The organism is Aquincola tertiaricarbonis, from assembly GCF_000969605.1.
GTDB classification, from domain to species: Bacteria; Pseudomonadota; Gammaproteobacteria; order Burkholderiales; family Burkholderiaceae_C; genus Aquincola; species Aquincola tertiaricarbonis.
In genome coordinates, this window is sequence record NZ_JZUE01000021.1 from 21,671 (window position 1) to 44,332 (window position 22,662).

Here is a 22,662-nt window from a genome sequence, read left to right on the forward strand (position 1 = left end):
AGGAGACCCCATGGGCAACATGAGCGACGCCAAGCAGATCACCGACACCAAGAAGCGGTATGCCGCAGGGGTGTTGAAGTACGCGCAGATGGGCTACTGGGACCCCGACTACGAACCCAAGGCCACCGACATCCTGGCGCTGTTCCGCATCACGCCGCAGGAGGGCGTGGACCCGATCGAGGCCGCCGCCGCGGTGGCCGGCGAATCCAGCACCGCCACCTGGACGGTGGTGTGGACCGACCGCCTGACCGCCTGCGACATGTACCGCGCCAAGGCCTACCGCGTCGACCCGGTGCCGGGCACGCCGGGCCAGTTCTTCTGCTACGTGGCCTACGACCTGAGCCTGTTCGAGGAAGGCTCCATCACCAACGTGGCGGCCTCGGTCATCGGCAACGTGTTCAGCTTCAAGCCGCTGAAGGCCGCCCGGCTGGAGGACATGAAGTTCCCGGTGGCCTACGTCAAGACCTTCAGCGGCCCGCCCACCGGCATCGTGGTGGAACGCGAGCGGCTGGACAAGTTCGGCCGCCCGCTGCTGGGCGCCACCACCAAGCCCAAGCTGGGCCTGTCGGGCCGCAACTACGGCCGCGTGGTGTACGAAGGCCTGCGCGGCGGGCTCGACTTCATGAAGGACGACGAGAACATCAACTCGCAGCCCTTCATGCACTGGCGCGACCGCTACCTGTTCGTGATGGACGCGGTGAACAAGGCGAGCGCGGCCACCGGCGAGGTCAAGGGCAGCTACCTCAACGTGACCGCCGGCACGATGGAGGAGATGTACCGCCGCGCCGAGTTCGCCAAGAGCCTGGGCTCGGTCATCGTGATGGTGGACCTGGTGGTGGGCTACACCGGCATCCAGAGCCTGAGCCACTGGTGCCGGCAGAACGACATGATCCTGCACCTGCACCGCGCCGGCCACGGCACCTACACGCGGCAGAAGAACCACGGCGTGAGCTTCCGCGTCATCGCCAAGTGGATGCGGCTGGCGGGCGTCGACCACATCCATGCCGGCACCGCGGTGGGCAAGCTGGAAGGCGACCCGATGACGGTGCAGGGCTACTACAACGTGTGCCGCGACACCCACACCCAGGTCGACCTGCCGCGCGGCATCTACTTCGACCAGGACTGGGGTGCGCTGAAGAAGGTGATGCCGGTGGCCTCGGGCGGCATCCATGCGGGCCAGATGCACCAGCTGATCGACCTTTTCGGCGACGACGTGGTGCTGCAGTTCGGCGGCGGCACCATCGGCCATCCGCAGGGCATCCAGGCCGGTGCCACCGCCAACCGCGTGGCGCTGGAAGCCATGGTGCTGGCCCGCAACGAAGGCCGCAACCTGCTGGAAGAAGGCCCGCAGATCCTGCGCGACGCGGCCAAGTGGTGCAGCCCGCTGGCCGCCGCGCTGGATACCTGGGGCGACATCACCTTCAACTACACCAGCACCGACACGTCCGACTACGTGGCCACGCCGTCGGTGGCCTGAAGCCCCGCCCGCACACAGGAGCACGCACCATGCGCATCACCCAAGGCACCTTCTCGTTCCTGCCCGAGCTCACCGACCCGCAGATCACCCGCCAGCTGGAGTACTGCCTGGAAAAGGGCTGGGCCATCGGCGTGGAATACACCGACGACCCGCACCCGCGCAACACCTTCTGGGAGATGCACGGCAACCCGATGTTCGACCTGCGCGACGCCGCCGGCGTGCTGCAGGAGATCAACGACTGCCGCAAGACCTTTCCGGACCAGTACATCCGCGTGACGGCCTTCGACAGCACGCACGGCACCGAATCGGTGGTGCTGAGCTTCATCGTCAACCGGCCGAAGGAGGAGCCGGGCTTCCGCCTGATCCGCACCGAGGAGCCGGGCCGCACGCTGCGCTACAGCATCGAGAGCTATGCGGTGCAGGCCAAGCCGGAAGGCGACCGCTACACCGGGCCTTCGGCCACGCGCTGACCCCGCAGCCAGGAGAAGCACCGTGGACACGGCCACCGCCCCGCGCGTTCTGTTCGAGAGCTCCGGCGTCAAGGCGCTGCTGGACCAGCTGGATGAGGAGCTGATCGGCCTGGCGCCGGTCAAGGGCCGCATCCGCGACATCGCCGCGCTGCTGCTGATCGACAAGCTGCGCGAGGAGCAGGGCCTGCAGAGCACGCCGCCCAGCCTGCACATGTGCTTCACCGGCAACCCCGGCACCGGCAAGACGACGGTGGCCATGCGCATGGCGGGCGTGCTCAAGCAGCTGGGCTACGTGCGCAAGGGCCACCTGGTGGCCGTAACGCGCGACGACCTGGTGGGCCAGTTCATCGGCCACACCGCGCCCAAGACCAAGGAGGTGATCAAGAAGGCGATGGGCGGCGTGCTGTTCATCGACGAGGCGTACTACCTCTACCGGCCGGAGAACGAGCGCGACTACGGGCAGGAATCCATCGAGATCCTGCTGCAGGTGATGGAGAACCAGCGCGACGACCTGGTGGTGATCCTGGCCGGCTACAAGGACCGCATGGACACCTTCTTCGGCAGCAACCCGGGCATGGCCTCGCGCATCGCGCACCACATCGACTTCCCCGACTACAGCGAGGCCGAGCTGATGCAGATCGCCGAGCTGATGCTCAAGGGCCTGAACTACCGCTTCGACGGCCCGGCCGGCGCCGCATTCGGCCGCTACCTGCACCTGCGCCGCCAGCAGCCGCACTTCGCCAATGCGCGCTCGGTGCGCAATGCGCTGGACCGCATGCGGCTGCGCCATGCCACGCGGCTGTTCGGTTCGCAGTCCGCGCTCAGCAAGGAGCAGCTGTGCACGCTGCAGGCCGAGGACGTGCTGGCCTCGCGCGTGTTCGGCACCGCGCCCGCCGCGCCGGTGCGCGCCGTCTGATCCCGGCAGGAGATCCTCACCATGACCACCGAAGCCCTGATCCTGGACGTCGACGGCACGCTGGCCGATACCGAGGAAGTGCACCGCCAGGCCTTCAACCAGGCCTTCGAGCGGCTGCACCTCGGCTGGCAATGGACGGCCGCCACCTACCGCCGGCTGCTGGCCGTCACCGGCGGCAAGGAGCGCATCGCCGCCTTCATCGACGAGAGCAGCCTGCCCCCGGCGCAGCGCAGGGCGCTGATGGCCCGCGTGCCGGAGATCCATGCGCTGAAGACGGATGTCTATACAAGCATCGTGCGCGACGGCGGCCTGCCGTTGCGACCGGGCGTGGAGCGGCTGCTGGACGAGGCGCACGAGGCCGGCCTGCGGCTGGCCATCGCCAGCACCACCACCGCGGCCAACATCGATGCGCTGCTGCAGGCGGCGTGGGGCGCGCGCGGGCTGGAGCTGTTCGACGTGATCGCCTGCGGCGACCAGGTGCGCCACAAGAAGCCCGCGCCCGACATCTACCAGCTGGCGCTGGACACGCTGGGCCTGCCGCCCGAGCGCTGCATCGCCTTCGAGGACTCGACCAATGGCCTGAGGAGCGCCCGCGCCGCGGGCCTGTGGACGGTGGTCACGCCCACCTTCTGGACCGAAGGCGGCGACTTCACCGCCGCCGGCCTGCTGCTGCCGCACCTGGGCGACCCGCAACAGCCGATTCCCGGCGAGCCGGGCGGCCGGCTGCGCCAGGCCGCCTGGCTGGGCGTGGACGAGCTGCAGCGGCTGGCCTGCGCGCGCGATGCCGACAGCGTGCACGCGCTGTTCCACTGAACCAGCAGGACACCCCATGACAAGACCTCTGCGCATCGCCCCCAGCCTGCTGTCGGCCAACTTCGCCCGCCTGGGCGACGAGGTGGAGGCGGTGATCGCCGCCGGCGCGGACCTGATCCATTTCGACGTGATGGACAACCACTACGTGCCCAACCTCACCGTGGGCCCGCTGGTGTGCGAGGCCATCAAGCCGCACAGCAGCGTGCCGATCGACGTGCACCTGATGGTCAGGCCGGTGGATGCGCTGGTGCCGATGTTCGCGCAGGCCGGCGCGGGCCTCATCAGCTTCCATCCCGAAGCCAGCGAGCATGTGCATCGCACCATCCAGCTGATCCGCGCGCAGGGCTGCAAGGCCGGGCTGGTGCTCAACCCGGCCACGCCGGTGCACGTGCTGGACCATGTGCTGGACGAACTGGACCTGGTGCTGGTGATGTCGGTGAATCCCGGCTTCGGCGGCCAGGCCTTCATCGAGAGCATGCTGCCCAAGATCGAGGCGGTGCGGCGCCGCATCGAGGCCAGCGGCCGCGAGGTCTGGCTGGAGGTGGACGGCGGCGTGAAGGCCGGCAACGCCGGTCGCATCGTGGCCGCGGGCGCCGACACGCTGGTGGCCGGCTCGGCGGTGTTCGGCGCCGGGCCGTCGCAGTACCGCAGCGCCATCAACGCCCTGCGCGAAGCGGCGCTGCAAGGGGAGCCGGCATGACCCCGCCCGTGCTGCGGCAGCGCATCGACGGCATCGCCTTCGACCTGGACGGCACGCTGGTGGACAGCGCGCCCGACATCCGCCATGCACTGAACTCGGCGCTGCACAAGGCCGGCCTGCGCACCTTCGACCTGGACACGGTGCGCGGCTGGATCGGCGACGGCCCGGACGCCACCATCGCCCGCGCGCTGGTGGCGCAGGCGATCGACCCCACCAACGCGCCTGGCCGCGCGTTGTGCGACCACCTGCGCCGCGCCTTCGACATGACGGCGCTGGCCGCGCCGATGAGCCTGGGCCATGTGTTCGACGGCATCGCCGACATGGTGGCCGAGCTGTCGCGCGACTATGCCTGCGTGGTGGTGACGAACAAGCCGACGCCGCTGGCGCGGGCCTTGCTGAATGCGGCCCACCTGCTGCCGCACTTCAGCGCGGTGTTCGGTGCCGACGAGCCGGCGCAGCGCAAGCCCTCGCCGCTGCTGCTGCGCGCGGCGGCCGAACGCCTGGGGCTGGCCACCGGCGCGCTGCTGATGGTGGGCGACGGCCACGCCGACCTGCAGGCCGCCGCCGCCGCCGGCTGCCCCGCGGTGCTGGCGGGCTGGGGTTATGGAGCCAGCGGCTGGCAAGGCCCGCCGCCCTGGCGCATGGATCGACCGGCCGAGTTGCCCGTGCAGCTGGCCACCTGTCAGAACACTTTGCTTCATTTCTAGAACAGGAGAGACACCATGCCCACTGGCGGAAGGCCCACGCTGACGCAGTTCCTCATCGAGGAACGGCGCCGGCACCCCAACGCGACCGGCGAGCTGAATGCGCTGATCACCGACCTCTCGCTGGCCTGCAAGGCCATCGCCAAGCGCGTGGCCTTCGGCGCGCTGGCGCCCAACCCTTCGGTGCCCACCGCGCCGCCGACGGTGAACGTGCAGGGCGAGGAGCAGAAGCCGCTGGACGTGCTGTCCAACCAGATGTTCCTGCGGGCCAACGAGTGGGGCGGCCACGTGGCCGGCATGGTGTCGGAGGAGATGGAGCAGGCCTACACCCTGCCGGCGCAATACCCGCGCGGCAAGTACCTGCTGCTGTTCGATCCGCTGGACGGCTCCTCCAACATCGACGTGAACGTGTCGGTGGGCAGCATCTTCTCCATCCTGCGCGCAGCCACGCCCGGCGTGGATGCCCAGCCCGAGGACTTCCTGCAGCCCGGCACGCGGCAGATCGGCGCGGGTTATGCCATCTACGGTCCTTCCACCATGCTGGTGCTGACGCTGGGCAACGGCACCCACGCCTTTACGCTGGAGCCGCAGCTGGGCGAATGGGTGCTGAGCCATCCGCACCTGAAGATCCCGCCGCGGACGCGCGAGTTCGCGATCAACGCCTCCAACAGCCGCTTCTGGGAGCCGGCGGTCAAGCGCTACGTCGATGAATGCCTGGCCGGCCAGACCGGGCCGCGCGGCGCCGACTTCAACATGCGCTGGATCGCCTCGCTGGTGGCCGAGACGCACCGCATCCTGATGCGCGGCGGCGTGTTCATGTACCCGCGCGACACCAAGGACCCCGACAAGCCCGGCCGCCTGCGCCTGCTGTACGAGGCCAACCCCATCAGCTTCCTGATCGAGCAGGCGGGTGGCTGGGCCAGCACCGGCCGCAAGCGGCTGATGACGGTGCAGCCCGAATCGCTGCACCAGCGCATCGGTTTCGTCTTCGGCTCGTCGGAGGAGGTGGAGCGACTGGAGCGCTACCACCGCGACGAGCCGATCGACACCTACCAGTCGCCGCTGTTCGGCAAGCGTGGCCTGTTCGCGGCCACCACGACATGACAAGACACAGGTCAGAGGGAGACGCAGCATGTCCAACAAGCACCCCATCATCGCGATCACCGGATCGTCGGGCGCCGGCACCACATCGGTCACGCGCACCTTCGAGAACATCTTCCGCCGTGAGAGCGTCAACGCCGCCATCATCGAAGGCGACAGCTTCCACCGCTACGACCGCCAGGCGATGAAGCAGGCGGCAGCCGAGGCCGAGGCCGCCGGCAACCGGCGCTTCAGCCACTTCGGCGAGGACGCCAACCTGTTCGACGAGCTGGAGCAGCTCTTCCGCGACTACGCCGAATCGGGCACCGGCGCCAGCCGCAAGTACCTGCACGATGCCGACGAGGCCGCCCCCTTCCAGCAGGAGCCCGGCACGTTCACGCCATGGCAACAGCTGCCGCCCAGCGACCTGCTGTTCTACGAGGGCCTGCACGGCGGCGTGAAGACGAGCCGCGTGGACGTGGCCCGCTTCGTCGACCTGCTGATCGGCGTGGTGCCGGTGGTGAACCTGGAGTGGATCCAGAAGATCCACCGCGACAAGGCCACCCGCGGCTACAGCACCGAGGCGGTGACCGACGTGATCCTGCGGCGCATGGACGAGTACGTGCACTACATATGCCCGCAGTTCACACGCACCCACATCAACTTCCAGCGGGTGCCGGTGGTGGACACGTCCGACCCCTTCATCGCCCGCACGATCCCCACCGCCGACGAGAGCCTGGTGGTGATCCGCTTCGCCAACCCCGCGGGCATCGACTTCCCGTACCTGCTGAGCATGCTGCACGACTCGTGGATGTCGCGCGCCAACACGCTGGTGGTGCCGGGCGGCAAGATGGAGCTGGCGATGCAGCTGATCTTCACGCCGATGATCCTGCGGCTGGTGGAACGCCGCAGGAAAGCCCTCGCGAATTAGGCCCTCCCGGAGCGGCTTTCGCCGCACCCCCCCAAGGGGGGCGCCACTGGCGGACCGGCGGAGCCGGATCCGCGGTGGCCGCTGGGTCAAGACATTCTCTCTTGTTCCAAGGAGTTGTATGGACAACTTGTCGTTGCGGCGTGCCTGCGCGAATGCCTTGCGCATGCTGGCGGTGGAGGCGGTGCAGGCCGCCAATTCGGGGCATCCGGGCATGCCGATGGGCATGGCCGACATCGCGGAGGCGCTGTGGCGCGGGCCGCTGAAGCACGATCCGGCGCATCCGCAGTGGATCGACCGCGACCGCTTCGTGCTGAGCAACGGGCATGGCTCGATGCTGCTGTACGGCCTGCTGCACCTGAGCGGCTATGCGCTGCCGATGGAGGAGCTCAAGCGGTTCCGCCAGCTGCACAGCCGCACGCCCGGCCACCCCGAGGTGGACGTGACTCCGGGCGTGGAGACCACCACCGGTCCGCTGGGCCAGGGGCTGGCCAATGCGGTGGGCATGGCGCTGGCGGAGAAGCTGCTGGCGGCCGAGTTCAACCGGCCAGGCCATACCGTGATCGACCACCGCACCTACGTCTTCGCCGGCGACGGCTGCCTGATGGAGGGCATCAGCCACGAGGCCTGCTCGCTGGCCGGCACCTGGGGCCTGAACAAGCTGGTGGTGTTCTACGACGACAACGGCATCTCGATCGATGGCGATGTGAGCGGCTGGTTCACCGACGACACGCCCGCCCGTTTCGAGGCCTACGGCTGGACGGTGCTGCGTGACGTGGATGGCCACGATCCGGCGCTGCTGGACGCCGCCATCACCGAGGCCCAGGCCAGCGACAGGCCGGTGCTGGTGTGCTGCCAGACCGAGATCGGCCACGGCTCGCCCAACCGGGCCAACAGCGCGGAGGCGCACGGCGCGCCGCTGGGCGCCGCCGAGATCGCGTTGACCCGCGAGCAGCTGGGCTGGCAGGCCGCGCCGTTCGAGGTGCCGCAGGAGGTGGTGCAGGCCTGGTCGGCGCTGGCGGTGGGCGAGAGCCGCTACTGCGCCTGGAAGGCGCGCTTCGCGGCCTATGCCGAGGCCTACCCCGAGCTGGCGCACGAACTGCTGCGCCGCACCGCGGAGCGTGGCAGTGCTCAACTCAGTGCAGCCGCCGAAGGCGCGCTGGCGCAGGCCATCGAGCAAGCCGAAGCCCGACGCGCCAGCGTCGCCACGCGCAAGGCCTCGCAGGACTGCCTGCAGGTGATCGGCCCGGCGATGCCGGAGCTGCTGGGCGGCTCCGCCGACCTCACCGGCTCCAACCTCACCGACTGGCGGGGCCACCGGCCGCTGACCGGCCGCGGCACCGGCAACCATGTGCACTATGGCGTGCGCGAATTCGGCATGGCCGCGGTGATGAACGGCGTGGCGCTGCACGGCGGCTTCCGGCCTTATGGCGGCACCTTCCTCACCTTCAGCGACTACGCCCGCAATGCGGTGCGCATGTCGGCGCTGATGAAGCTGCCGGTGGTGCATGTGTTCACCCACGATTCCATCGGCCTGGGCGAAGACGGCCCCACCCACCAGCCGGTGGAACATGCCAGCAGCCTGCGGCTGATCCCGGGGCTGGACGTGTGGCGGCCCGCCGATGCCACCGAGACGGCCGTGGCCTGGCGGCAGGCGCTGCGCCGCACCGACGGGCCTTCGGCCCTGCTGCTCAGCCGACAGGCGCTGCCGCATGCGGGCGACGGCAGCGCGCGCGTGGAGGCCATCGCCCACGGCGCCTACCTGCTGCGGCAGCCGACGGGTGAGCAGGTGGCGCTGCTGGCCAGCGGCTCCGAGGTGGGGTTGGCGCTGGCCGCGGCCGACCTCCTGTCGGCGCAGGGCATCGCGGCGCGCGTGGTGTCGGTGCCCTGCATGGACGTCTTCGACCGCCAGCCGGCCGACTACCGGGCCGCCACCATCCCGCGCCACCTGCCGCGGCTGGCCATCGAGGCGGGCAGCACCGGCCTGTGGTGGAAGTACGTGGGCGAGCAGGGCGACGTGATCGGCATCGACCGCTTTGGCGAATCGGCCCCTGCGACGCAGCTCTTCGCGCTGTTCGGCTTCACGCCGCAGGCGGTGGCGCAGCGTGCGCTGCAGCTGCTGCCGCCGCGCATGGCCGTGGCCGCCTGAACCCGTTGATCGACACCACCCAGGAGACCCCGATGGCGATGATTTCCCTGCGGCAGCTGCTCGACCACGCGGCCGAACACGGCTACGGCGTGCCCGCCTTCAACGTCAACAACCTGGAGCAGATCCAGGCCATCATGCAGGCCGCCCAGCGCACCGACAGCCCGGTGATCCTGCAGGCCAGCGCCGGCGCCCGCAAGTACGCGGGCGAGCCCTTCCTGCGCAAGATGGTCGAGGCCGCGGCCGAGATGTACCCCGACATCCCCATCGTGATGCACCAGGACCATGGCGCCAGCCCGGCGCAGTGCCTGCAGTCCATCCGCTCGGGCTTCACCAGCGTGATGATGGACGGCAGCCTGCAGGAGGACGCCAGGACGCCGGCCAGCTATGAGTACAACGTCGACGTCACCCGCCGCGTGGTCGAGATGGCGCATGCGGTGGGCGTGTCGGTGGAAGGCGAGCTGGGCTGCCTGGGCTCGCTGGAATCCGGCCTGGCGGGCGAGGAGGACGGCGTGGGCGCTGAAGGCGCGCTCACCCACGACCAGATGCTGACCGACCCCGAGCAGGCCGCCGACTTCGTCGGCAAGACCGGCGTCGATGCCCTGGCGATTGCCATCGGTACCAGCCACGGCGCCTACAAGTTCAGCCGCCAGCCCACCGGCGACATCCTGGCCATCGACCGCATCAAGGCCATCCACCAGCGCATCCCGAACACCCACCTGGTGATGCACGGCTCGTCGTCGGTGCCGCAGGAATGGCTGGCCGTCATCCGCGAGCATGGCGGCGACATCAAGGAGACCTACGGCGTGCCGGTGAGCGAGATCCGCGAGGGCATCAAGCATGGCGTGCGCAAGGTCAACATCGACACCGACATCCGCCTGGCCATGACCGGTGCCATGCGCCGCGCCATGGCCCGCAGCCCCTCGGAGTTTGATCCGCGCAAGTTCCTGAAGGACGCGCTGGTCGCCGCCCGCGACCTCTGCGCCGAGCGCTTCGAGGCCTTCGGCAGCGCCGGGCAGGCTTCGCGCATCAGGCCGGTGCCGTTGCCTGTCTAGACAAGTGGCCGCCGGTGGGCGGCGGTGGCCGGCGGCGTGGGATGCTGGCCGTGGCGCAAACGATAGAAGTGGCAAAGAACGCTAGAGTTGGCGGGCTCCATTCACTTCCATCGCGCCATGACCCGACGAGCCCTTCAAGTCGCCACCGCCGTGCTGGCCTGCGTGCCCACGTTCACCGGGCTGCTGGCCATGACCGGGGTGCACGACCCGCTGTATGCGAACCTGGCGCTGCCGCCGGATGCCACGCTGGACAGCAACCTGCGCTTCTATGGCGGCGTGTGGCTGGGCCTGGGCCTGGCCGCCTTCTGGCTGGTGCCGCGCATCGAGCAGCACACCGCGCTGTTCCGGGCGCTGTGGCTGATGATCTTCCTCGGCGGCGTGGGCCGGGCGCTGTCGCTGGCGCTGATGGGCCTGCCCTTCCTGCCCTTCGTCGGCTTCACCGTGCTGGAGGTGGTGGGCGCGCCGCTGTTCATCGGGTGGCAGGCCCGCGTGGCCCGGGCGGCGGAGGCGCGGTCGTGAGCGGCCGGCGTGTCTGGCGCGCCCGGGCGCTGGGGCTGCTGTGGCTGGCCGCCGGTCCGGTGGCGGCTTCGGGCGTCGACGGGCTGTGGCAGCAGTTCGATGACGATGGCCGGCTCAACTCGCTCGTGCGCATCGAGACGGTCGGCGGCCAGGTGCAGGCCACCATCGTCAAGGGCTACCCGGTGCCCGGCCGACCCGCCGACGCCGACGTGCGCTGCGGCCGCTGTCCCGGCGAGCTGCGCGACCGCCCGCTGATCGGCCTGCGCTTCCTCTGGGGCCTGAAAGGCAGCGGTCCCGCCTGGGACGATGGCCAGATCCTCGATCCCGAGGACGGCGCCATCTACCGCGCCAAGGCCACGCTGTCCGACGACGGCAGCCGACTCACGGTGCGGGGCTACCTGGGCGTTTCGCTGTTTGGCCGCAGCCAGGTCTGGCGCCGCCACACCGGACCGGCGACTGAGAACCTGTGAACGAACCACTCACGCCCGCTCGACGCGCCCTGACGACCCGGCTCGTCGTTGCAGTTCTGATGGCGCAGTGAGCCCCACCGGACCAGCCGCACGCTTCGAGCCGGCCCGCCTGCAGGCGCCGCCGCCGCTGGCGGAGGGGCAGCTGCACCTGTGGCGGCTGCACCTGCCCTCGGCACCGGCCTGGCTGGCGGTGCCGCTGCACAGCCTGTCGCCCGATGAGGCGCAGCGCGCGTCGCGGCTGGTGTTCCCCGCCCTGCGCCGCGCCTGGCAGGCCGCCCGGGCGCTGCAGCGCGCGGTGCTGGGCGCCTACCTGGACTGCCCGCCCCAGCGGCTGCGGTTCCGGCCCGGCCCGGGCGGCAAGCCGCTGCTGGCCGGCGGTGCGCTGGCCTTCAACCTCAGCCACAGCGGGGATGCGGTGCTGCTGGGCATCACCCGCGGGCTGGCCTGCGGTGTGGACCTGGAAGCGCTGCGCCCTTCGCTGGCGGACACGGCGCTTGCCGAGGCCTGCCTGGGTCCGCAGGAACGCAGGGCCTGGCATCGCCTGCGCCCGGCGCAGCGTCCGCGTGCTTTGCTGCAGGCCTGGACCCGCAAGGAGGCCTGGCTCAAGTGCACCGGCCAGGGCCTGCGGGACGACCCGCGTCGGCTGCAGATGCCTTGGCTCACGCAGCGCCAGCCCCATGCCTTCCGGCCGCCGCCGGCGTCCGGCATGCACCCGCTCCCGCCCGCCGGCGTCATCGGCGACCTGCCTCTGGGCACCGGCTTCGTGGGCGCCTGGGCCACCGCACCGGCGCCGACCGGCTGGCGCGGCCTGTGCCTGGGCTGGCCCTCCGACTGACCAGGGATTGCCAGTTTCCATCCATATGGATGGTGCTAGGATGGCTCATGCCTTCCAAACCCGCACTTGCCGCCGTGGCCTCTGCCAAACCGGTCGATTCCGAGAAGATCACCATCAACCTCGGTTTCGTCGACCTGGGCCAGATCGACCTGCTGGTGGCCGAGGGCTTTTACGGCAACCGCAGCGACTTCATCCGCACCGCCATCCGCAACCAGATCGGCGCCCATGCCGACGCGGTGAAGCAGGTGGTGGCCCGCAAGATGCTGGTGCTGGGCCTGCAGCACTTCAGTGCCGCCGACCTGCAGGCCGCCCGAGATGCCAACGAACGGCTGCACATCCGGGTGCTGGGCCTGGCCACTTTCGCCGACGACGTCACGCCCGAACTGGCGCGCGACACCATCGCCTCCATCGACGTGCTGGGCGCGCTGCATGCGTCGCCGGCGGTCAAGGCCGCCCTGTGCGGTCGACAGCGTTGATCCGTTTTCCACCACTTCCCATGAAAGACCGCATGAATGCCTCGCTCCACGATCTGATGCGCGAGGCCACGCGGCTCACGCAGGGCGGCCAGCTGGCCGAAGCCACCGCGGCGCTGCAGCAAGCGCTGCGCGGTGCCATGCCCGCCGCATCGCCGACCACCACGGCCGACCCGGGCCTGGTGATCGACGGCCACGTCTTCGAGGTGCCCGAGCCGGGCCGGCCCCGGCCGGCCCCGGCCGCACCGGAAGCCGCCCAGCCCTCGCCGGCGGCCCAGCCCGACAGCTTCGTGGCCGGCGTGCTGGCCCACGGCGGGCGCAGCTGGCGCTACAAGCTCTACGTGCCGCCTGCGGCCGCGCAGGCCACCGCCGCCGCGCCGCTGCCGCTGGTGGTGATGCTGCACGGCTGCACCCAGAATCCTGACGACTTCGCCGCCGGCACCGGCATGAACACGCTGGCACGGGAGCAGGGCTTCTACGTGCTGTACCCCGAGCAGTCGCAGGGCGCCAATCCGCAGCGCTGCTGGAACTGGTTCAAGCACAACCACCAGCAGCGCGGCAGCGGCGAGCCGGCGGCCATCGCGGCCCTGGTGCAGACGGTGCGCGCCGCCCATCCGGTGGATGCCGGGCGGGTGTACGTGGCCGGGCTGTCGGCCGGCGGGGCGATGGCGGCCATCGTGGCCGCCGCCTATCCCGACGTGTTCGCCGCGGCGGGCGTGCACAGCGGCCTGCCCGGTGATGCCGCGGGCAACCTGCAGGAAGCCCTGGCCGCGATGAACGGCAGCGCCACCGGTCCCAGCGCCGCGGCCCGCACGCCGCGGCCCGCGAAGCCGGTGCCCACCATCGTGTTCCATGGCGACGCCGATGCCACGGTGCATCCGCGCAATGGCGAGCGGCTGCTGTCGGCCGCGGTGGCTGGCGGCGCGGGCGGCACCGCCGCGCCCGAAGTCGAGCAGGGCCGCAGTGCCGGCGGCCGGCGCTTCAGCCGCAGGCTGCACCGGGCGGCCGACGGCCGCACCCAAGCCGAGCACTGGCTGGTGCACGGTGCCGGCCATGCCTGGGCCGGCGGCCAGCCGCGCGGCAGCTATACCGATGCCGCCGGGCCGGATGCATCGCGCGAGATGCTGCGCTTCTTCCTGCAGCACCGGCTGCCGGCCTGACGGCCCGCCGTCAGGCCGCGATCACCAGCGGAAAGTCGGCCTCCAGGCCGCCGCTGCCGGCCACGAACGGCCGGGTGAGGGCGGCGCGGCCGGACTCGTCCAGGCTGCGCCAGAGGAAGTCGCGGGCATTGCCCGGATCGCCCTGCACGTACAGCTGCGTGGTCAACAGCTCACGCCGGCCCTGCAGCACCTTCACATGGATGTGCGGCGTGCGGCCGGCGTAGGCCACCGGGCGGATGGTGCGGAAGCGGTAGCGGCCGTCGGCGCCCACCACCATGCGGCCATAGCCCTGGAAGGCGCTGTCCGCCCGGTCGCCATCGCCCGGGTGGCGGTAGCGGCCGGCATGGTCGCACTGCCAGATCTCCACCGTCGCGCCGTCCAGCACGCGGCCGGTGGTGTCCAGCACCTGGCCCTGCAGCCAGGCCGGCTGGCCTTGCGCGTACCGGCGGCCGCCCCGGTCCAGCAGGTCGGCATCCGCATCGCCGTCGAACGCGGGCGGATAGAAAGGGCCCTCGGTCTGCCGCGGCGTGGGCGGCTGCCGGCCTTGTGCCCAGACCGGGCGCAGCAGCGCAGGGCAGGCCACCAGGCTGGCGGCGGCCAGGGCCAGGCGGCGTCGAGGCAGGGCGGGTGACGGCATCGGCATGCTCCGGTGGCGGATGGGCGGCCAGCTTAATCCGCGGGCCGGCCGCGCGTGCGCCAGGGTCGCGGGCCTGGCGCGCCGGCCGGCCGGCTGCGCGAGGCCCACAACGCCACCGCCATCAGCCCCACGCCGGCCGACTGCAGCGGGCCCAGGGCCTGGCCGTACACCGCCCAGTCCACCAGCAGCGCCGCGCCGGGGTAGACGAACTGCAGCACCGCGATGCGCTCGGCCGGCAGGCGGGCCATGCCCTCGTACATCAGCACATAGGCCAGGCCGGTGTGCAGCACGCCAAGGCCCGCCAGCCAGGCCCAGGCCGAAGGCGCGGTGGGCAGGCCATGGACCAGCGGCCAGCCGGCCAGCAGCACCGTGCCCACCAGGCACTGCCACCAGGCCAACGCCAGCGGACTGGCGCCGGCCGCGCCCTTGGCGATGAGCGTGACCACCGCGTAGGTGAAGGAGGCGGCCAGGCACATCAGCAGCCCGCCGGCCAGGCCGGTGCCCAGGGCCAGGCCGCCGCCGCCATCGCCCGCCACGCCCGAAGCGAGTACCAGGCCCAGCATGGCCGCCGCGGCGGCACCGGCCTGCCAGCGCCCCACCGGCTCATGCAGCCACAGCGCCGCCAGCGCCATCACCCAGAACGGTTGCGCATGCACCACCAGCGTGGCCAGGCCGATGGGCACGTGCGCCATCGCGGCGAAGAACAGCGACCAGTTCAGCACCATCAGCCCACCCGCGGCCAGCGCGGCACCCAGCGCGCGGCCCCGCAGCCGCAGCTCATGCAGCCGGCCGCTGGCCAGGGCCCAGGCGCCGAGGGCCAGCGCACCGAAGGCGCAGCGGGCCCACACCGCCATCAGCGGATGCTGGCCCGACTCATGGACGAAGACGCCCAGCGTGCCCAGCAGCAGGCTGCCGGCCACCATCAGGGCCTGGCCGGTGGTTTCCTGGGAGCGGGAGGTGTCCATGGCGCCATGGTCGGTGCGCATGACACATCGGTAAAGCGCATCGTTTGCGCATCTACCATTCGGTTTCCAGATGGATGTGGAGAGCGGCGATGGCCGGCAAGGACCTGCAGATCGATTGGCTGCGTGCGCTGGTGGCGGTGGTGGATGCGGGCTCGCTGTCGGCGGCGGCACCGCTGCTGCACCGTTCGCAGTCGGCGGTGAGCACGCAGATCCAGAAGCTGGAAGACGTGGTGGGCCGGCCGCTGCTGCTGCGGGGCCCGCGCCACCTGGACCTGACGCCGGCCGGCACCGAGCTGCTGGCCTATGCGCGGCGGCTGCTGGCGCTGCATGGCGAGGCGCTGGGCGCGCTGACCGGCCCGGTGCTGCACGGCCGGGTGACGCTGGGCGTGCCCGACGACTATGCGGCCAGCTACCTCACGCCGGTGCTGCGCAGTTTCTGCAGCCTGCAGCCGGAGGTGGAGATCGCGCTGGTGTGCGAGCAGTCCACCGCGCTCATCCCGCAGGTGCAGCGTGGCGAGCTGGACGTGGCCCTGGTCTCGCGCGACCGCCCGCAGCGCGGCACGCTGCTGTTCGAGGAGCCGCTGGTGTGGGTGGGCGCGCCCAAGCAGGAAGCCTGGCGCCGTCATCCACTGCCGGTGGCCGCCTACGAGCCCGGCAGCCTGGCCCGGCGCGATGCCCTGGCCGCGCTGGCGGCGCAGCGGCGGGCCCACCGCATCGTCTACGCCAGCTCCAGCCTGGCCGGCCAGCTGGCCGCGGTGCACAGCGGCATGGCGGTGGCGGTGCTCACCCGCTGCAGCGTGCCGCCCGGCCTGCTGGTGCTGGGCGAGCGACACGGCCTGCCGCCGCTGCCGGCCATGCAGGTAGCGGTGCTGCGCAGCAAGGCCTCCCGTGGATCGGCCGCGGTGGATGCGCTGGAGCAGCAGGTGCTGCAAACACTTCGGCAGTCGACTGCCGCTGGCGCCGGCAACTGAGGCCGGCGCCTGGTGCGAACGGAAGCGGTCAGCGCGCTGCCAGCAGCCGCTGCACCATGCCCATCGCGATCAAGCCATGCACCTGCGTGGTGGGGTGGGCCATGTCCCAGAACAGCACCGGCGGCACCGGGGCGTCCAGCGGCACGTCCACGCAGTCCATGGGATTGAGGAAGAGGCAGCCCACGGCCGGCGAGTTGGGCGAGACCACCGCCAGCGCCGGCGGGCTGGCCGACAGCAGGCCGGCGGCCAGCAGCGCCTCGCCCAGCTTGAACACGTCCAGCGACACGATCTTCACGCCCGGCAGCGTGGCCGACAGCGTGGCCAGCTGCTGCGCCAGCAGCGCGTTGTGCGCCTTGGTGATCAGCGTCGATGCCTCGGCCTGGCCTTGCGAGCGGGCCAGGGGCGTCAGGCCCATGTCGGGCAGGTTGGGCACCAGGAAGCGGCGTGCGCCCTTGGCATGCAGCGCCTGGATGGCCAGCACCACGTTGCGCACCACCGGCTCGGGCGAGGTGGCGCCGTTGAAGGCGTAGTCGTTGCCGCCGCCCCAGACCACGTAGAGGCCGTCCGCGCGTGCACGGCGCGGGCCCAGCGCCTGCTGGAACAGGCCTACCTGTTCCAGCATCGTGGGCACCTTGCTGGGGTTGCCCGGCAGCAGCGGGCCGCCGGAGATCGCGCCGCCGAAGGCGAAGTTCACCGCGCCCACCGCCGGCAGCACCGGCTGTGCCAGGAAAGGCTGCAGATCGGCCGCCTTGGGCGGCCCCACGGCGCGCCACAGGTGCTCCACAGCCACCGGGCCGTTGGAGAAGCGGCCTTGCCAGTAGGTGGCGTGCGGCGACACGGAAGGCGGCAAGGCCGGCACCTGGCCCACGCGCTGGCTCAGCAGCAGGCTATTGCCGGTGTCGGAGAGGCTGTCGCCGAACACGAACAGGCTGGTGAACACCGGGCGGCCGCCTTCGGCCCGGGCCTGCGTGAGGGGTGCCAGCGTGGTGGCGCCCACGGCCAGCACGGCCGCGCACAGGCGAACGATCTTGCGGTACTGCATGCAATCACTCCTCGGGGTTTCTTCTGGTCGCAGGCGATGCAGCCGCAGCGCCTGCCGCCCCGCTTCCACCACGGGGCGGCGCGATGCTATGCCGGCGCGGCCGTGCAATCGGCATGCCGAACGCCGAGGTGGAGATTAGCCGTGGCCTTGACGCCAGGCCGCGCCGCGCTTACGCGCCGCTGCGGTCCGGCACGCCGTCGGCGTGGCGGCGGCGGTGCTGGCGCTTGCGTTCGTACATGCGTTCGTCGGCCTGGCGCAGCAGCAGCTGGCCGGCCAGGTAGCTGCCGGGGCCGGTCTCGCAGGCGCCGTGGCTCACGCTCAGGCCCAGCTGGTCGAAGGCCTGCAGCAGCCGCGGCAGGTAGCGCTGCTGCACCTGCGCCAGCGAGCAGTTGGGCAGCACCACCACGAACTCGTCGCCGCCGTAGCGGAAGCAGCAGTCCTCCAGCCGCGAGTTGTTCAGCAGCGCCAGGCCCACCTGGCGCAGCACCTCGTCGCCCCGCAGATGGCCGTGCTCGTCGTTGATGAGCTTGAAGTCGTCCACGTCCAGGAACACCACCGACACCGGCTCGTCGCGCCGCTGCGCGCTGCTGAGCATCCGCTCCAGCGTGGGCGTCAGGTGGCTGGCGTTGTACAGGCCGGTGAGCGGATCGGTGATCGCCCGCTGCTGCAGCGCATGGATGGCCGCATGCAGCGCCTGCACCTCGCCATGCGCGCGCAGTGCACCCAGCACCGCCAGCGGCAGCGCTTCCTCGTCGCGGCGCTCGGTCTCGGCCTCCAGGCAGGCATTGACGTCGTGCTCGGCCAGCGCCCGCCGCGCCGGCAGGCCGCACCGCGGGCCGGTACGCAGCACGATGCGCAGGCCGCGCTGGCCCATCACCTCGCGGATGTGGTCCACCAGCGCCAGGCCGGCTTGCGGCGTGTCCAGCGCCAGGTCGATCAGGGCGACCGCCATGTCCGGCACCGCGCGCAGCAGCTGGCGGGCCTCGGCTGCGCTGGTGGTGGCATGCAGCTGCAGCCGCCGGCCGAGGAAATGCAGGCCGTGCAGTGCCTGCGCGGTGCGGGCGAGGCCGGCCGGCCCTTCGGCCACCGCCAGCACCTGCCACGGCGCGGCTGGCGGGGCGGAGTGGCAGGAAGCCGGTTGGCCGGCGGCGTGCTGGAGCATGGCGGAGGAAAGGGAGCTGGCGGGATGGCATCGATGACGCCTGCTGCGCCACGCCTATCACTTCGGAGCATTTGCTTGCAACTTGAGCCCGCGGCCGCTGTAGGCCGGCTCCGACAGCGACTCAGGGTGCCCAGGCCTCTTGGCCGCCCGCCCGCCTGCGCTCTACTCGGGGGTACACGGAGAACACCATGGCCCTGCCCCGAACCCAACAACCGCCGGTCACCGGCACCGCGCGGCCCCGGCACTTCTCGATGATCCGGGACTTCCACCTGGCCGACCTCTTCACGCTGGCCAATGCGGCCTGCGGCGTCGCCTCGGTGCTGCTGGCCATGCGCTACCTGCTCACGCGCGACGTGTCCGATTTCTGGTGGGCCGCGGCCATGGCGCCGGCCGCGCTGGTGTTCGACGTGCTGGACGGCCGCATCGCGCGCTGGCGGCAGCAGTCCTCCATCCTGGGCCGCGAACTCGATTCGCTGGCCGACGTGATCTCGTTCGGCGTCGGCCCGGCCACGCTCGCCTTCGCGGCCGGCCTGCAGGGCGGCTGGGACGCGGTGGCGCTGATCTACTTCGTGTGCTGCGGCGTCAGCCGGCTGGCCCGCTACAACGTCACGGCCGAGACCCTGTCCGCCGGCGGCGACAAGGTGGCCTATTTCGAAGGCACGCCGATTCCCACCAGCGTGTCGCTCACCGCCGTGCTGGCGGTGGCCATGTGGCAGGGCGCGGTGGGTGAGGCCCTGTGGGGCGGCGCCTGGCAGCTGGGCCCCTGGGTGCTGCATCCGCTGGCGCTGCTGTTCGTGCTGTCGGGCACCCTGATGGCCAGCAAGACGCTGCGCATCCCCAAGCTGTAGGCGCCGATGCGCGTGCGCCCGGCGCCGCGGCGCAGCCTGCCGGCTTCAGGCCAGCGCGTGGCCGGCCGAGCGCTGCACCCGGAAGGCGCCCACCACCTCGGTCAGGCGCTGTGTCTGCTCGCGCAGCGAGGAGGTGGCGGCCGCCGACTGCTCCACCAGCGCCGCGTTCTGCTGCGTCATCTGGTCGAGATTGGCCACCGCCTGGTTCACCTCGCCGATGCCCATGCGCTGCTCGTCCGAGGCCTGGGCGATGCTGGCGATCAGCTGGTTCACCCGCTGCACGCTGTCGACGATCTGCGTCATCGCCTCGCCGGTCTCGCCCACCAGCGCGGCACCCGATTCCACCTGCACCACGCTGTTGCCGATCAGGCTCTTGATCTCCTTGGCCGCCTCGGCCGAGCGCTGCGCCAGGCTGCGCACCTCGGAGGCCACCACCGCGAAGCCGCGGCCCTGCTCGCCGGCGCGGGCCGCCTCCACCGCGGCGTTCAGCGCCAGGATGTTGGTCTGGAAGGCGATGCCGTCGATGGTGCCGATGATGTCGGCGATCTTCTTCGACGACTCGGTGATGTCCTGCATGCTGCGCACCACCTGCGACACCACCTGCCCGCCGCGCTCGGCCGCGCCGGCCGCGGTGCCGGCCAGGCGGTTGGCCTCGCGGGCGGTGTCGGCGGCGTGGCCCACGGTGGTGGTGATCTCCTCCATGCTGGAGGCGGTCTGCTGCAGGTTGGAGGCGGTCTGCTCGGTGCGGGCGCTCAGGTCGTGGTTGCCGGTGGCGATCTCGCCGGAGGCGGTGTTCACCGATTCCACGCCGTGGCGCACCTCGTCCACCAGCTTGCGCAGGCGCAGCGTCATCGCGCCCAGCGCAGCCAGCAGCTGGCCGGTCTCGTCGCGCCCGCCGGCGGGCACCTCGCGGCTCAGGTCGCCCTCGGCGATGGCCTGTGCCACCTGCACCGCCTGGCCCAGCGGCTGGCGGATGCCGCGCACCACGCGGGACATCCACAGCAGGCTCAGCACGCACACCGCCAGCATCACCGCGCCGCCCACCCACTGGGCTTGGCGCTCGGCCGCCTGCGCCTGGGCCAGGGCCGCGTCGCGCTGGCGGCCCTGCAGTTCCACGAACGCGGTCAGCGCATCCAGGTAGCTGGTGATGGCGGTGGCGAATTCACCGTCGACGAAGGCCACGGTGGCCGTGCTGTCGCCGGCATCGCGCAGCGCCGCGCCTTTCTTCAGCAGCGCCAGCACCACGGTGCGGCGCTCGGCCACGGTGGCCAGCGCCTCCTTGTCGGCCGGCGTGACGGCCTGGGCGCTGATGCGCTTTTGCAGCACCGAGATCTCGGCGATGCCTTGCTTGAGCTTCTCCGCGAACGCCGCCTTGATGATGGGATCGGCATTCACGGTGGTGGCGATCACGCGCTGCGTGTTCGTCTCGGTCATGCCGCGCCAGCGCACCGCGTCGGTGATGAGCTGCTCATGGTGGCCCATGCGCGCCATGGCATCGTGGTGGGCACGGGCGGTGTGCCACTGCACGCCGGCCGACGCCAGCAGCATGCACACCAGGATGAGCAGCGTGGCGCCCCACAGCTTGCGGGAGACAGGGATGTCGTCGAACTTCATGACGTACAGCGAACCGAATCGCAAAAATCAGGGCCTGCGCTGCTATCGGTTGCGCCACGCGGCAACTGAAACGCTGTTGCATCTGGGCGGAGTGCGGGCATGACCGCCGGCGCCCTGGTCATCGTGCTGGGCGACCAACTCGACCTGCAGGCCGCGGCCTTCGACGGCTTCGACCCGGCGCACGACACCGTGTTCATGGCCGAGGTGCCGCAGGAGTCCACCCATGTGTGGTCCACCCAGCCCCGCATCGCCATGTTCCTCGCCGCGATGCGGCACTTCGCCCAGGCGCTGCGCGAGGCCGGCCGGCCGCTGCACTACGTGCGGCTGGACGACGACGGCAACCGCGGCACGCTGGCGGCCGAACTGCAGGCGGCCATCGCCCGGCTGCAGCCCGAGCGGCTGGTGATGACCGCGCCCGGCGACTGGCGGGTGTACCAGGCGCTGCGCGAGGTGGCCGCCGCCGCCGGCCTGCCGCTGGACGTGCGGGACGACCGGCACTTCTATGCCACCGTGCGTGAATTCGCCGCCCATGCCCGCGGCCGCCGCAGCCTGCGGCTGGAGTACTGGTACCGCGAGCTGCGCCAGCGCCACCAGGTGCTGATGGCGCCCGATGGCGTGCAGCCGGCCGGCGGCGCTTGGAACTTCGACGCCGCCAACCGCGAGGCCTTCGGCAGCGCGGGCCCGCCGCTGGATGCCACGCGGCTGGCGTTCGAGCCCGATGCGCTCACGCGCCAGGTGCTGGCGCTGGTGCGGCAGCGCTTTGCCGAGCATGCCGGCCAGCTCGACAGTTTTGCCTGGCCGGTGAACCGTGCGCAGGCGCTGCAGGCGCTGGCGCACTTCATTGCGCACCGGCTGCCGCACTTCGGCCGCTGGCAGGACGCCATGTGGCCCGGCGAGCCGTGGCTCTTCCATTCGCAGATCTCGGCCGCGCTCAACCTCAAGCTGCTCAACCCGCGGGAAGTGGTGGCCGCCGCCGAAGCCGCATGGCATGCCGGCGATGCGCCGCTGCCGGCCGTGGAAGGCTTCATCCGCCAGGTGCTGGGCTGGCGCGAATACGTGCGCGGCATCTACTGGACGCGCATGCCCGGCTACCTGCAGCACAACGCGCTGGGCGCCACCCACGACCTGCCGGCCTGGTACTGGACCGGCGACACCGACATGGCCTGCCTGCGCGACGCCATCGTGCAGACGCTGCAGCACGGCTATGCCCACCACATCCAGCGGCTGATGGTCACCGGCCTGTATGCGCTGCTGCACGGCGTGCAGCCGCAGCAGGTGCATGCCTGGTACCTCGCGGTGTACGTGGACGCGGTGGAATGGGTGGAGCTGCCCAACACCCTGGGCATGAGCCAGTTTGCCGACGGCGGCCTGATGGGCAGCAAGCCCTACGTGGCCACCGGCCGCTACATCGAGCGCATGAGCAGCGGCAGCCTGTGCGCGCGCTGCCGCTTCCGTCCCGGCGAGCGGGTGGGCGAGCAGGCCTGCCCCTTCACCACGCTGTACTGGGACTTTCTCGGCCGCCACGAGGCGCTGCTGGCCGGCAACCGGCGCATGGCCATGCAGCTGAAGAATCTGCGGCGGCTGGACGATGTCCAGCGCCAGGCCATCGCCGAACGGGCCCACGCGGTGCGCCAGCCGGGCTTTGCATCGCCGCACCGGTGACAAGGGCTTGCGGTC

The 22,662-nt window shown here is 71.3% G+C and carries 23 protein-coding genes; 18 read left to right on the forward strand and 5 right to left on the reverse strand.

The genetic code is table 11. From position 1 onward, the window contains the following. The first annotated feature begins 10 nt into the window (after positions 1-10). The 15 genes from VO99_RS20780 to VO99_RS20850 all read left to right on the forward strand — a co-directional run bounded on the left by VO99_RS20780 (position 11) and on the right by VO99_RS20850 (position 13,746). Positions 11-1,477, forward strand: coding sequence for a form I ribulose bisphosphate carboxylase large subunit (locus VO99_RS20780; RefSeq protein ID WP_046114847.1), 1,467 nt, complete (start codon positions 11-13; stop codon positions 1,475-1,477). A 29-nt stretch (positions 1,478-1,506) separates the two neighbouring features. Further along, positions 1,507-1,947, forward strand: a complete 441-nt coding sequence (locus VO99_RS20785; protein ID WP_046114848.1) for a ribulose bisphosphate carboxylase small subunit — start codon at positions 1,507-1,509, stop codon at positions 1,945-1,947. Continuing rightward, positions 1,889-2,863, forward strand: coding sequence for a CbbX protein (gene cbbX / locus VO99_RS20790; protein WP_083440792.1), 975 nt, complete (start codon positions 1,889-1,891; stop codon positions 2,861-2,863). Before VO99_RS20785 ends, cbbX begins: the two co-directional genes overlap by 59 nt. A 21-nt stretch (positions 2,864-2,884) precedes the next feature. Next, positions 2,885-3,676 carry an HAD-IA family hydrolase gene (locus tag VO99_RS20795; RefSeq protein ID WP_046114850.1) on the forward strand — a complete coding sequence of 264 codons (792 nt, stop codon included), beginning with the start codon at positions 2,885-2,887 and terminating at the stop codon, positions 3,674-3,676. A gap of 16 nt (positions 3,677-3,692) precedes the next feature. After that, positions 3,693-4,376, forward strand: a complete 684-nt coding sequence (gene rpe / locus VO99_RS20800) for a ribulose-phosphate 3-epimerase (RefSeq protein WP_046114851.1) — start codon at positions 3,693-3,695, stop codon at positions 4,374-4,376. Beyond that, positions 4,373-5,083 carry an HAD family hydrolase gene (locus VO99_RS20805; protein ID WP_046114852.1) on the forward strand — a complete coding sequence of 237 codons (711 nt, stop codon included), beginning with the start codon at positions 4,373-4,375 and terminating at the stop codon, positions 5,081-5,083. The genes rpe and VO99_RS20805 overlap by 4 nt, the downstream gene beginning before the upstream one ends. Positions 5,084-5,098: 15 nt before the next feature. Continuing rightward, the gene (locus VO99_RS20810; RefSeq protein ID WP_046114853.1) at positions 5,099-6,184 is read left to right on the forward strand and encodes a class 1 fructose-bisphosphatase; all 1,086 of its coding nucleotides are present in this window, start codon (positions 5,099-5,101) and stop codon (positions 6,182-6,184) included. Positions 6,185-6,212: 28 nt separating this feature from the next. Next, positions 6,213-7,091, forward strand: a complete 879-nt coding sequence (locus VO99_RS20815; RefSeq protein ID WP_046114854.1) for a phosphoribulokinase — start codon at positions 6,213-6,215, stop codon at positions 7,089-7,091. 118 nt (positions 7,092-7,209) lie between these two features. Further along, positions 7,210-9,237 (forward strand): transketolase, encoded by a 2,028-nt coding sequence (gene tkt / locus VO99_RS20820; RefSeq protein ID WP_046114855.1) that lies wholly within the window; start codon positions 7,210-7,212, stop codon positions 9,235-9,237. A 32-nt stretch (positions 9,238-9,269) separates the two neighbouring features. Continuing rightward, positions 9,270-10,289 (forward strand): class II fructose-bisphosphate aldolase, encoded by a 1,020-nt coding sequence (gene fba / locus VO99_RS20825; protein WP_046114908.1) that lies wholly within the window; start codon positions 9,270-9,272, stop codon positions 10,287-10,289. 117 nt (positions 10,290-10,406) lie between these two features. Beyond that, positions 10,407-10,808: a DUF4345 domain-containing protein gene (locus VO99_RS20830; protein WP_046114856.1), complete on the forward strand. Its 402-nt coding sequence runs from the start codon at positions 10,407-10,409 to the stop codon at positions 10,806-10,808. After that, entirely contained in the window at positions 10,805-11,278 is a 474-nt protein-coding gene (locus tag VO99_RS20835) for a DUF2147 domain-containing protein (RefSeq protein WP_083440799.1), read from the forward strand. Before VO99_RS20830 ends, VO99_RS20835 begins: the two co-directional genes overlap by 4 nt. Positions 11,279-11,345: 67 nt before the next feature. After that, positions 11,346-12,113, forward strand: a complete 768-nt coding sequence (locus VO99_RS20840; protein ID WP_052736505.1) for a 4'-phosphopantetheinyl transferase family protein — start codon at positions 11,346-11,348, stop codon at positions 12,111-12,113. A 47-nt stretch (positions 12,114-12,160) separates the two neighbouring features. Further along, positions 12,161-12,589, forward strand: coding sequence for a ribbon-helix-helix domain-containing protein (locus VO99_RS20845; protein WP_046114857.1), 429 nt, complete (start codon positions 12,161-12,163; stop codon positions 12,587-12,589). 32 nt (positions 12,590-12,621) lie between these two features. Next, entirely contained in the window at positions 12,622-13,746 is a 1,125-nt protein-coding gene (locus tag VO99_RS20850; protein WP_046114858.1) for an extracellular catalytic domain type 1 short-chain-length polyhydroxyalkanoate depolymerase, read from the forward strand. Positions 13,747-13,756: 10 nt separating this feature from the next. Here the strand turns inward: VO99_RS20850 and VO99_RS20855 are convergent, their stop codons facing one another. Beyond that, a complete protein-coding gene (locus VO99_RS20855; RefSeq protein WP_083440800.1) occupies positions 13,757-14,383 on the reverse strand; it encodes a dioxygenase family protein in 627 nt (208 codons plus the stop codon). A gap of 32 nt (positions 14,384-14,415) precedes the next feature. Next, positions 14,416-15,348, reverse strand: coding sequence for a DMT family transporter (locus VO99_RS20860; RefSeq protein WP_046114912.1), 933 nt, complete (start codon positions 15,346-15,348; stop codon positions 14,416-14,418). 89 nt (positions 15,349-15,437) lie between these two features. On the opposite strand from VO99_RS20860, the gene VO99_RS20865 reads away from it, so the two are divergent. Further along, positions 15,438-16,319 carry a LysR family transcriptional regulator gene (locus tag VO99_RS20865; RefSeq protein WP_046114859.1) on the forward strand — a complete coding sequence of 294 codons (882 nt, stop codon included), beginning with the start codon at positions 15,438-15,440 and terminating at the stop codon, positions 16,317-16,319. A gap of 28 nt (positions 16,320-16,347) precedes the next feature. Here VO99_RS20865 and VO99_RS20870 read toward each other — a convergent pair whose 3' ends face one another. Further along, positions 16,348-17,361, reverse strand: coding sequence for an SGNH/GDSL hydrolase family protein (locus VO99_RS20870; RefSeq protein ID WP_052736506.1), 1,014 nt, complete (start codon positions 17,359-17,361; stop codon positions 16,348-16,350). A 169-nt stretch (positions 17,362-17,530) separates the two neighbouring features. Then, positions 17,531-18,523: a GGDEF domain-containing protein gene (locus VO99_RS29120; protein WP_052736507.1), complete on the reverse strand. Its 993-nt coding sequence runs from the start codon at positions 18,521-18,523 to the stop codon at positions 17,531-17,533. A 188-nt stretch (positions 18,524-18,711) separates the two neighbouring features. Here VO99_RS29120 and VO99_RS20880 point away from each other — a divergent pair, with 188 nt between their 5' ends. Further along, the gene (locus tag VO99_RS20880; protein ID WP_046114860.1) at positions 18,712-19,371 is read left to right on the forward strand and encodes a CDP-alcohol phosphatidyltransferase family protein; all 660 of its coding nucleotides are present in this window, start codon (positions 18,712-18,714) and stop codon (positions 19,369-19,371) included. Positions 19,372-19,416: 45 nt separating this feature from the next. Here VO99_RS20880 and VO99_RS20885 read toward each other — a convergent pair whose 3' ends face one another. Then, entirely contained in the window at positions 19,417-20,985 is a 1,569-nt protein-coding gene (locus VO99_RS20885) for a methyl-accepting chemotaxis protein (protein WP_046114861.1), read from the reverse strand. Positions 20,986-21,084: 99 nt separating this feature from the next. On the opposite strand from VO99_RS20885, the gene VO99_RS20890 reads away from it, so the two are divergent. Continuing rightward, positions 21,085-22,647, forward strand: a complete 1,563-nt coding sequence (locus VO99_RS20890) for a cryptochrome/photolyase family protein (protein WP_046114862.1) — start codon at positions 21,085-21,087, stop codon at positions 22,645-22,647. The last annotated feature ends 15 nt before the right edge of the window (positions 22,648-22,662 follow it).

What these genes read in the sequence shown, in the direction of transcription:
- VO99_RS20845 (WP_046114857.1), top strand. Translation starts at nt 12,161, where the DNA reads ATGCCTTCCAAACCCGCACTTGCCGCCGTGGCCTCTGCCAAACCGGTC.
- VO99_RS20830 (WP_046114856.1), top strand. Translation starts at nt 10,407, where the DNA reads ATGACCCGACGAGCCCTTCAAGTCGCCACCGCCGTGCTGGCCTGCGTG.
- fba (WP_046114908.1), top strand. Translation starts at nt 9,270, where the DNA reads ATGGCGATGATTTCCCTGCGGCAGCTGCTCGACCACGCGGCCGAACAC.
- VO99_RS20855 (WP_083440800.1), bottom strand. Translation starts at nt 14,383, where the DNA reads ATGCCGTCACCCGCCCTGCCTCGACGCCGCCTGGCCCTGGCCGCCGCC.
- VO99_RS20880 (WP_046114860.1), top strand. Translation starts at nt 18,712, where the DNA reads ATGGCCCTGCCCCGAACCCAACAACCGCCGGTCACCGGCACCGCGCGG.
- VO99_RS20865 (WP_046114859.1), top strand. Translation starts at nt 15,438, where the DNA reads ATGGCCGGCAAGGACCTGCAGATCGATTGGCTGCGTGCGCTGGTGGCG.
- VO99_RS20785 (WP_046114848.1), top strand. Translation starts at nt 1,507, where the DNA reads ATGCGCATCACCCAAGGCACCTTCTCGTTCCTGCCCGAGCTCACCGAC.
- VO99_RS20815 (WP_046114854.1), top strand. Translation starts at nt 6,213, where the DNA reads ATGTCCAACAAGCACCCCATCATCGCGATCACCGGATCGTCGGGCGCC.
- VO99_RS20850 (WP_046114858.1), top strand. Translation starts at nt 12,622, where the DNA reads ATGAATGCCTCGCTCCACGATCTGATGCGCGAGGCCACGCGGCTCACG.
- VO99_RS20810 (WP_046114853.1), top strand. Translation starts at nt 5,099, where the DNA reads ATGCCCACTGGCGGAAGGCCCACGCTGACGCAGTTCCTCATCGAGGAA.
- VO99_RS20890 (WP_046114862.1), top strand. Translation starts at nt 21,085, where the DNA reads ATGACCGCCGGCGCCCTGGTCATCGTGCTGGGCGACCAACTCGACCTG.
- VO99_RS20885 (WP_046114861.1), bottom strand. Translation starts at nt 20,985, where the DNA reads ATGAAGTTCGACGACATCCCTGTCTCCCGCAAGCTGTGGGGCGCCACG.
- VO99_RS20860 (WP_046114912.1), bottom strand. Translation starts at nt 15,348, where the DNA reads ATGGACACCTCCCGCTCCCAGGAAACCACCGGCCAGGCCCTGATGGTG.
- VO99_RS20795 (WP_046114850.1), top strand. Translation starts at nt 2,885, where the DNA reads ATGACCACCGAAGCCCTGATCCTGGACGTCGACGGCACGCTGGCCGAT.
- cbbX (WP_083440792.1), top strand. Translation starts at nt 1,889, where the DNA reads ATGCGGTGCAGGCCAAGCCGGAAGGCGACCGCTACACCGGGCCTTCGG.
- rpe (WP_046114851.1), top strand. Translation starts at nt 3,693, where the DNA reads ATGACAAGACCTCTGCGCATCGCCCCCAGCCTGCTGTCGGCCAACTTC.
- VO99_RS20780 (WP_046114847.1), top strand. Translation starts at nt 11, where the DNA reads ATGGGCAACATGAGCGACGCCAAGCAGATCACCGACACCAAGAAGCGG.
- VO99_RS20870 (WP_052736506.1), bottom strand. Translation starts at nt 17,361, where the DNA reads ATGCAGTACCGCAAGATCGTTCGCCTGTGCGCGGCCGTGCTGGCCGTG.
- VO99_RS20805 (WP_046114852.1), top strand. Translation starts at nt 4,373, where the DNA reads ATGACCCCGCCCGTGCTGCGGCAGCGCATCGACGGCATCGCCTTCGAC.
- tkt (WP_046114855.1), top strand. Translation starts at nt 7,210, where the DNA reads ATGGACAACTTGTCGTTGCGGCGTGCCTGCGCGAATGCCTTGCGCATG.
- VO99_RS29120 (WP_052736507.1), bottom strand. Translation starts at nt 18,523, where the DNA reads ATGCTCCAGCACGCCGCCGGCCAACCGGCTTCCTGCCACTCCGCCCCG.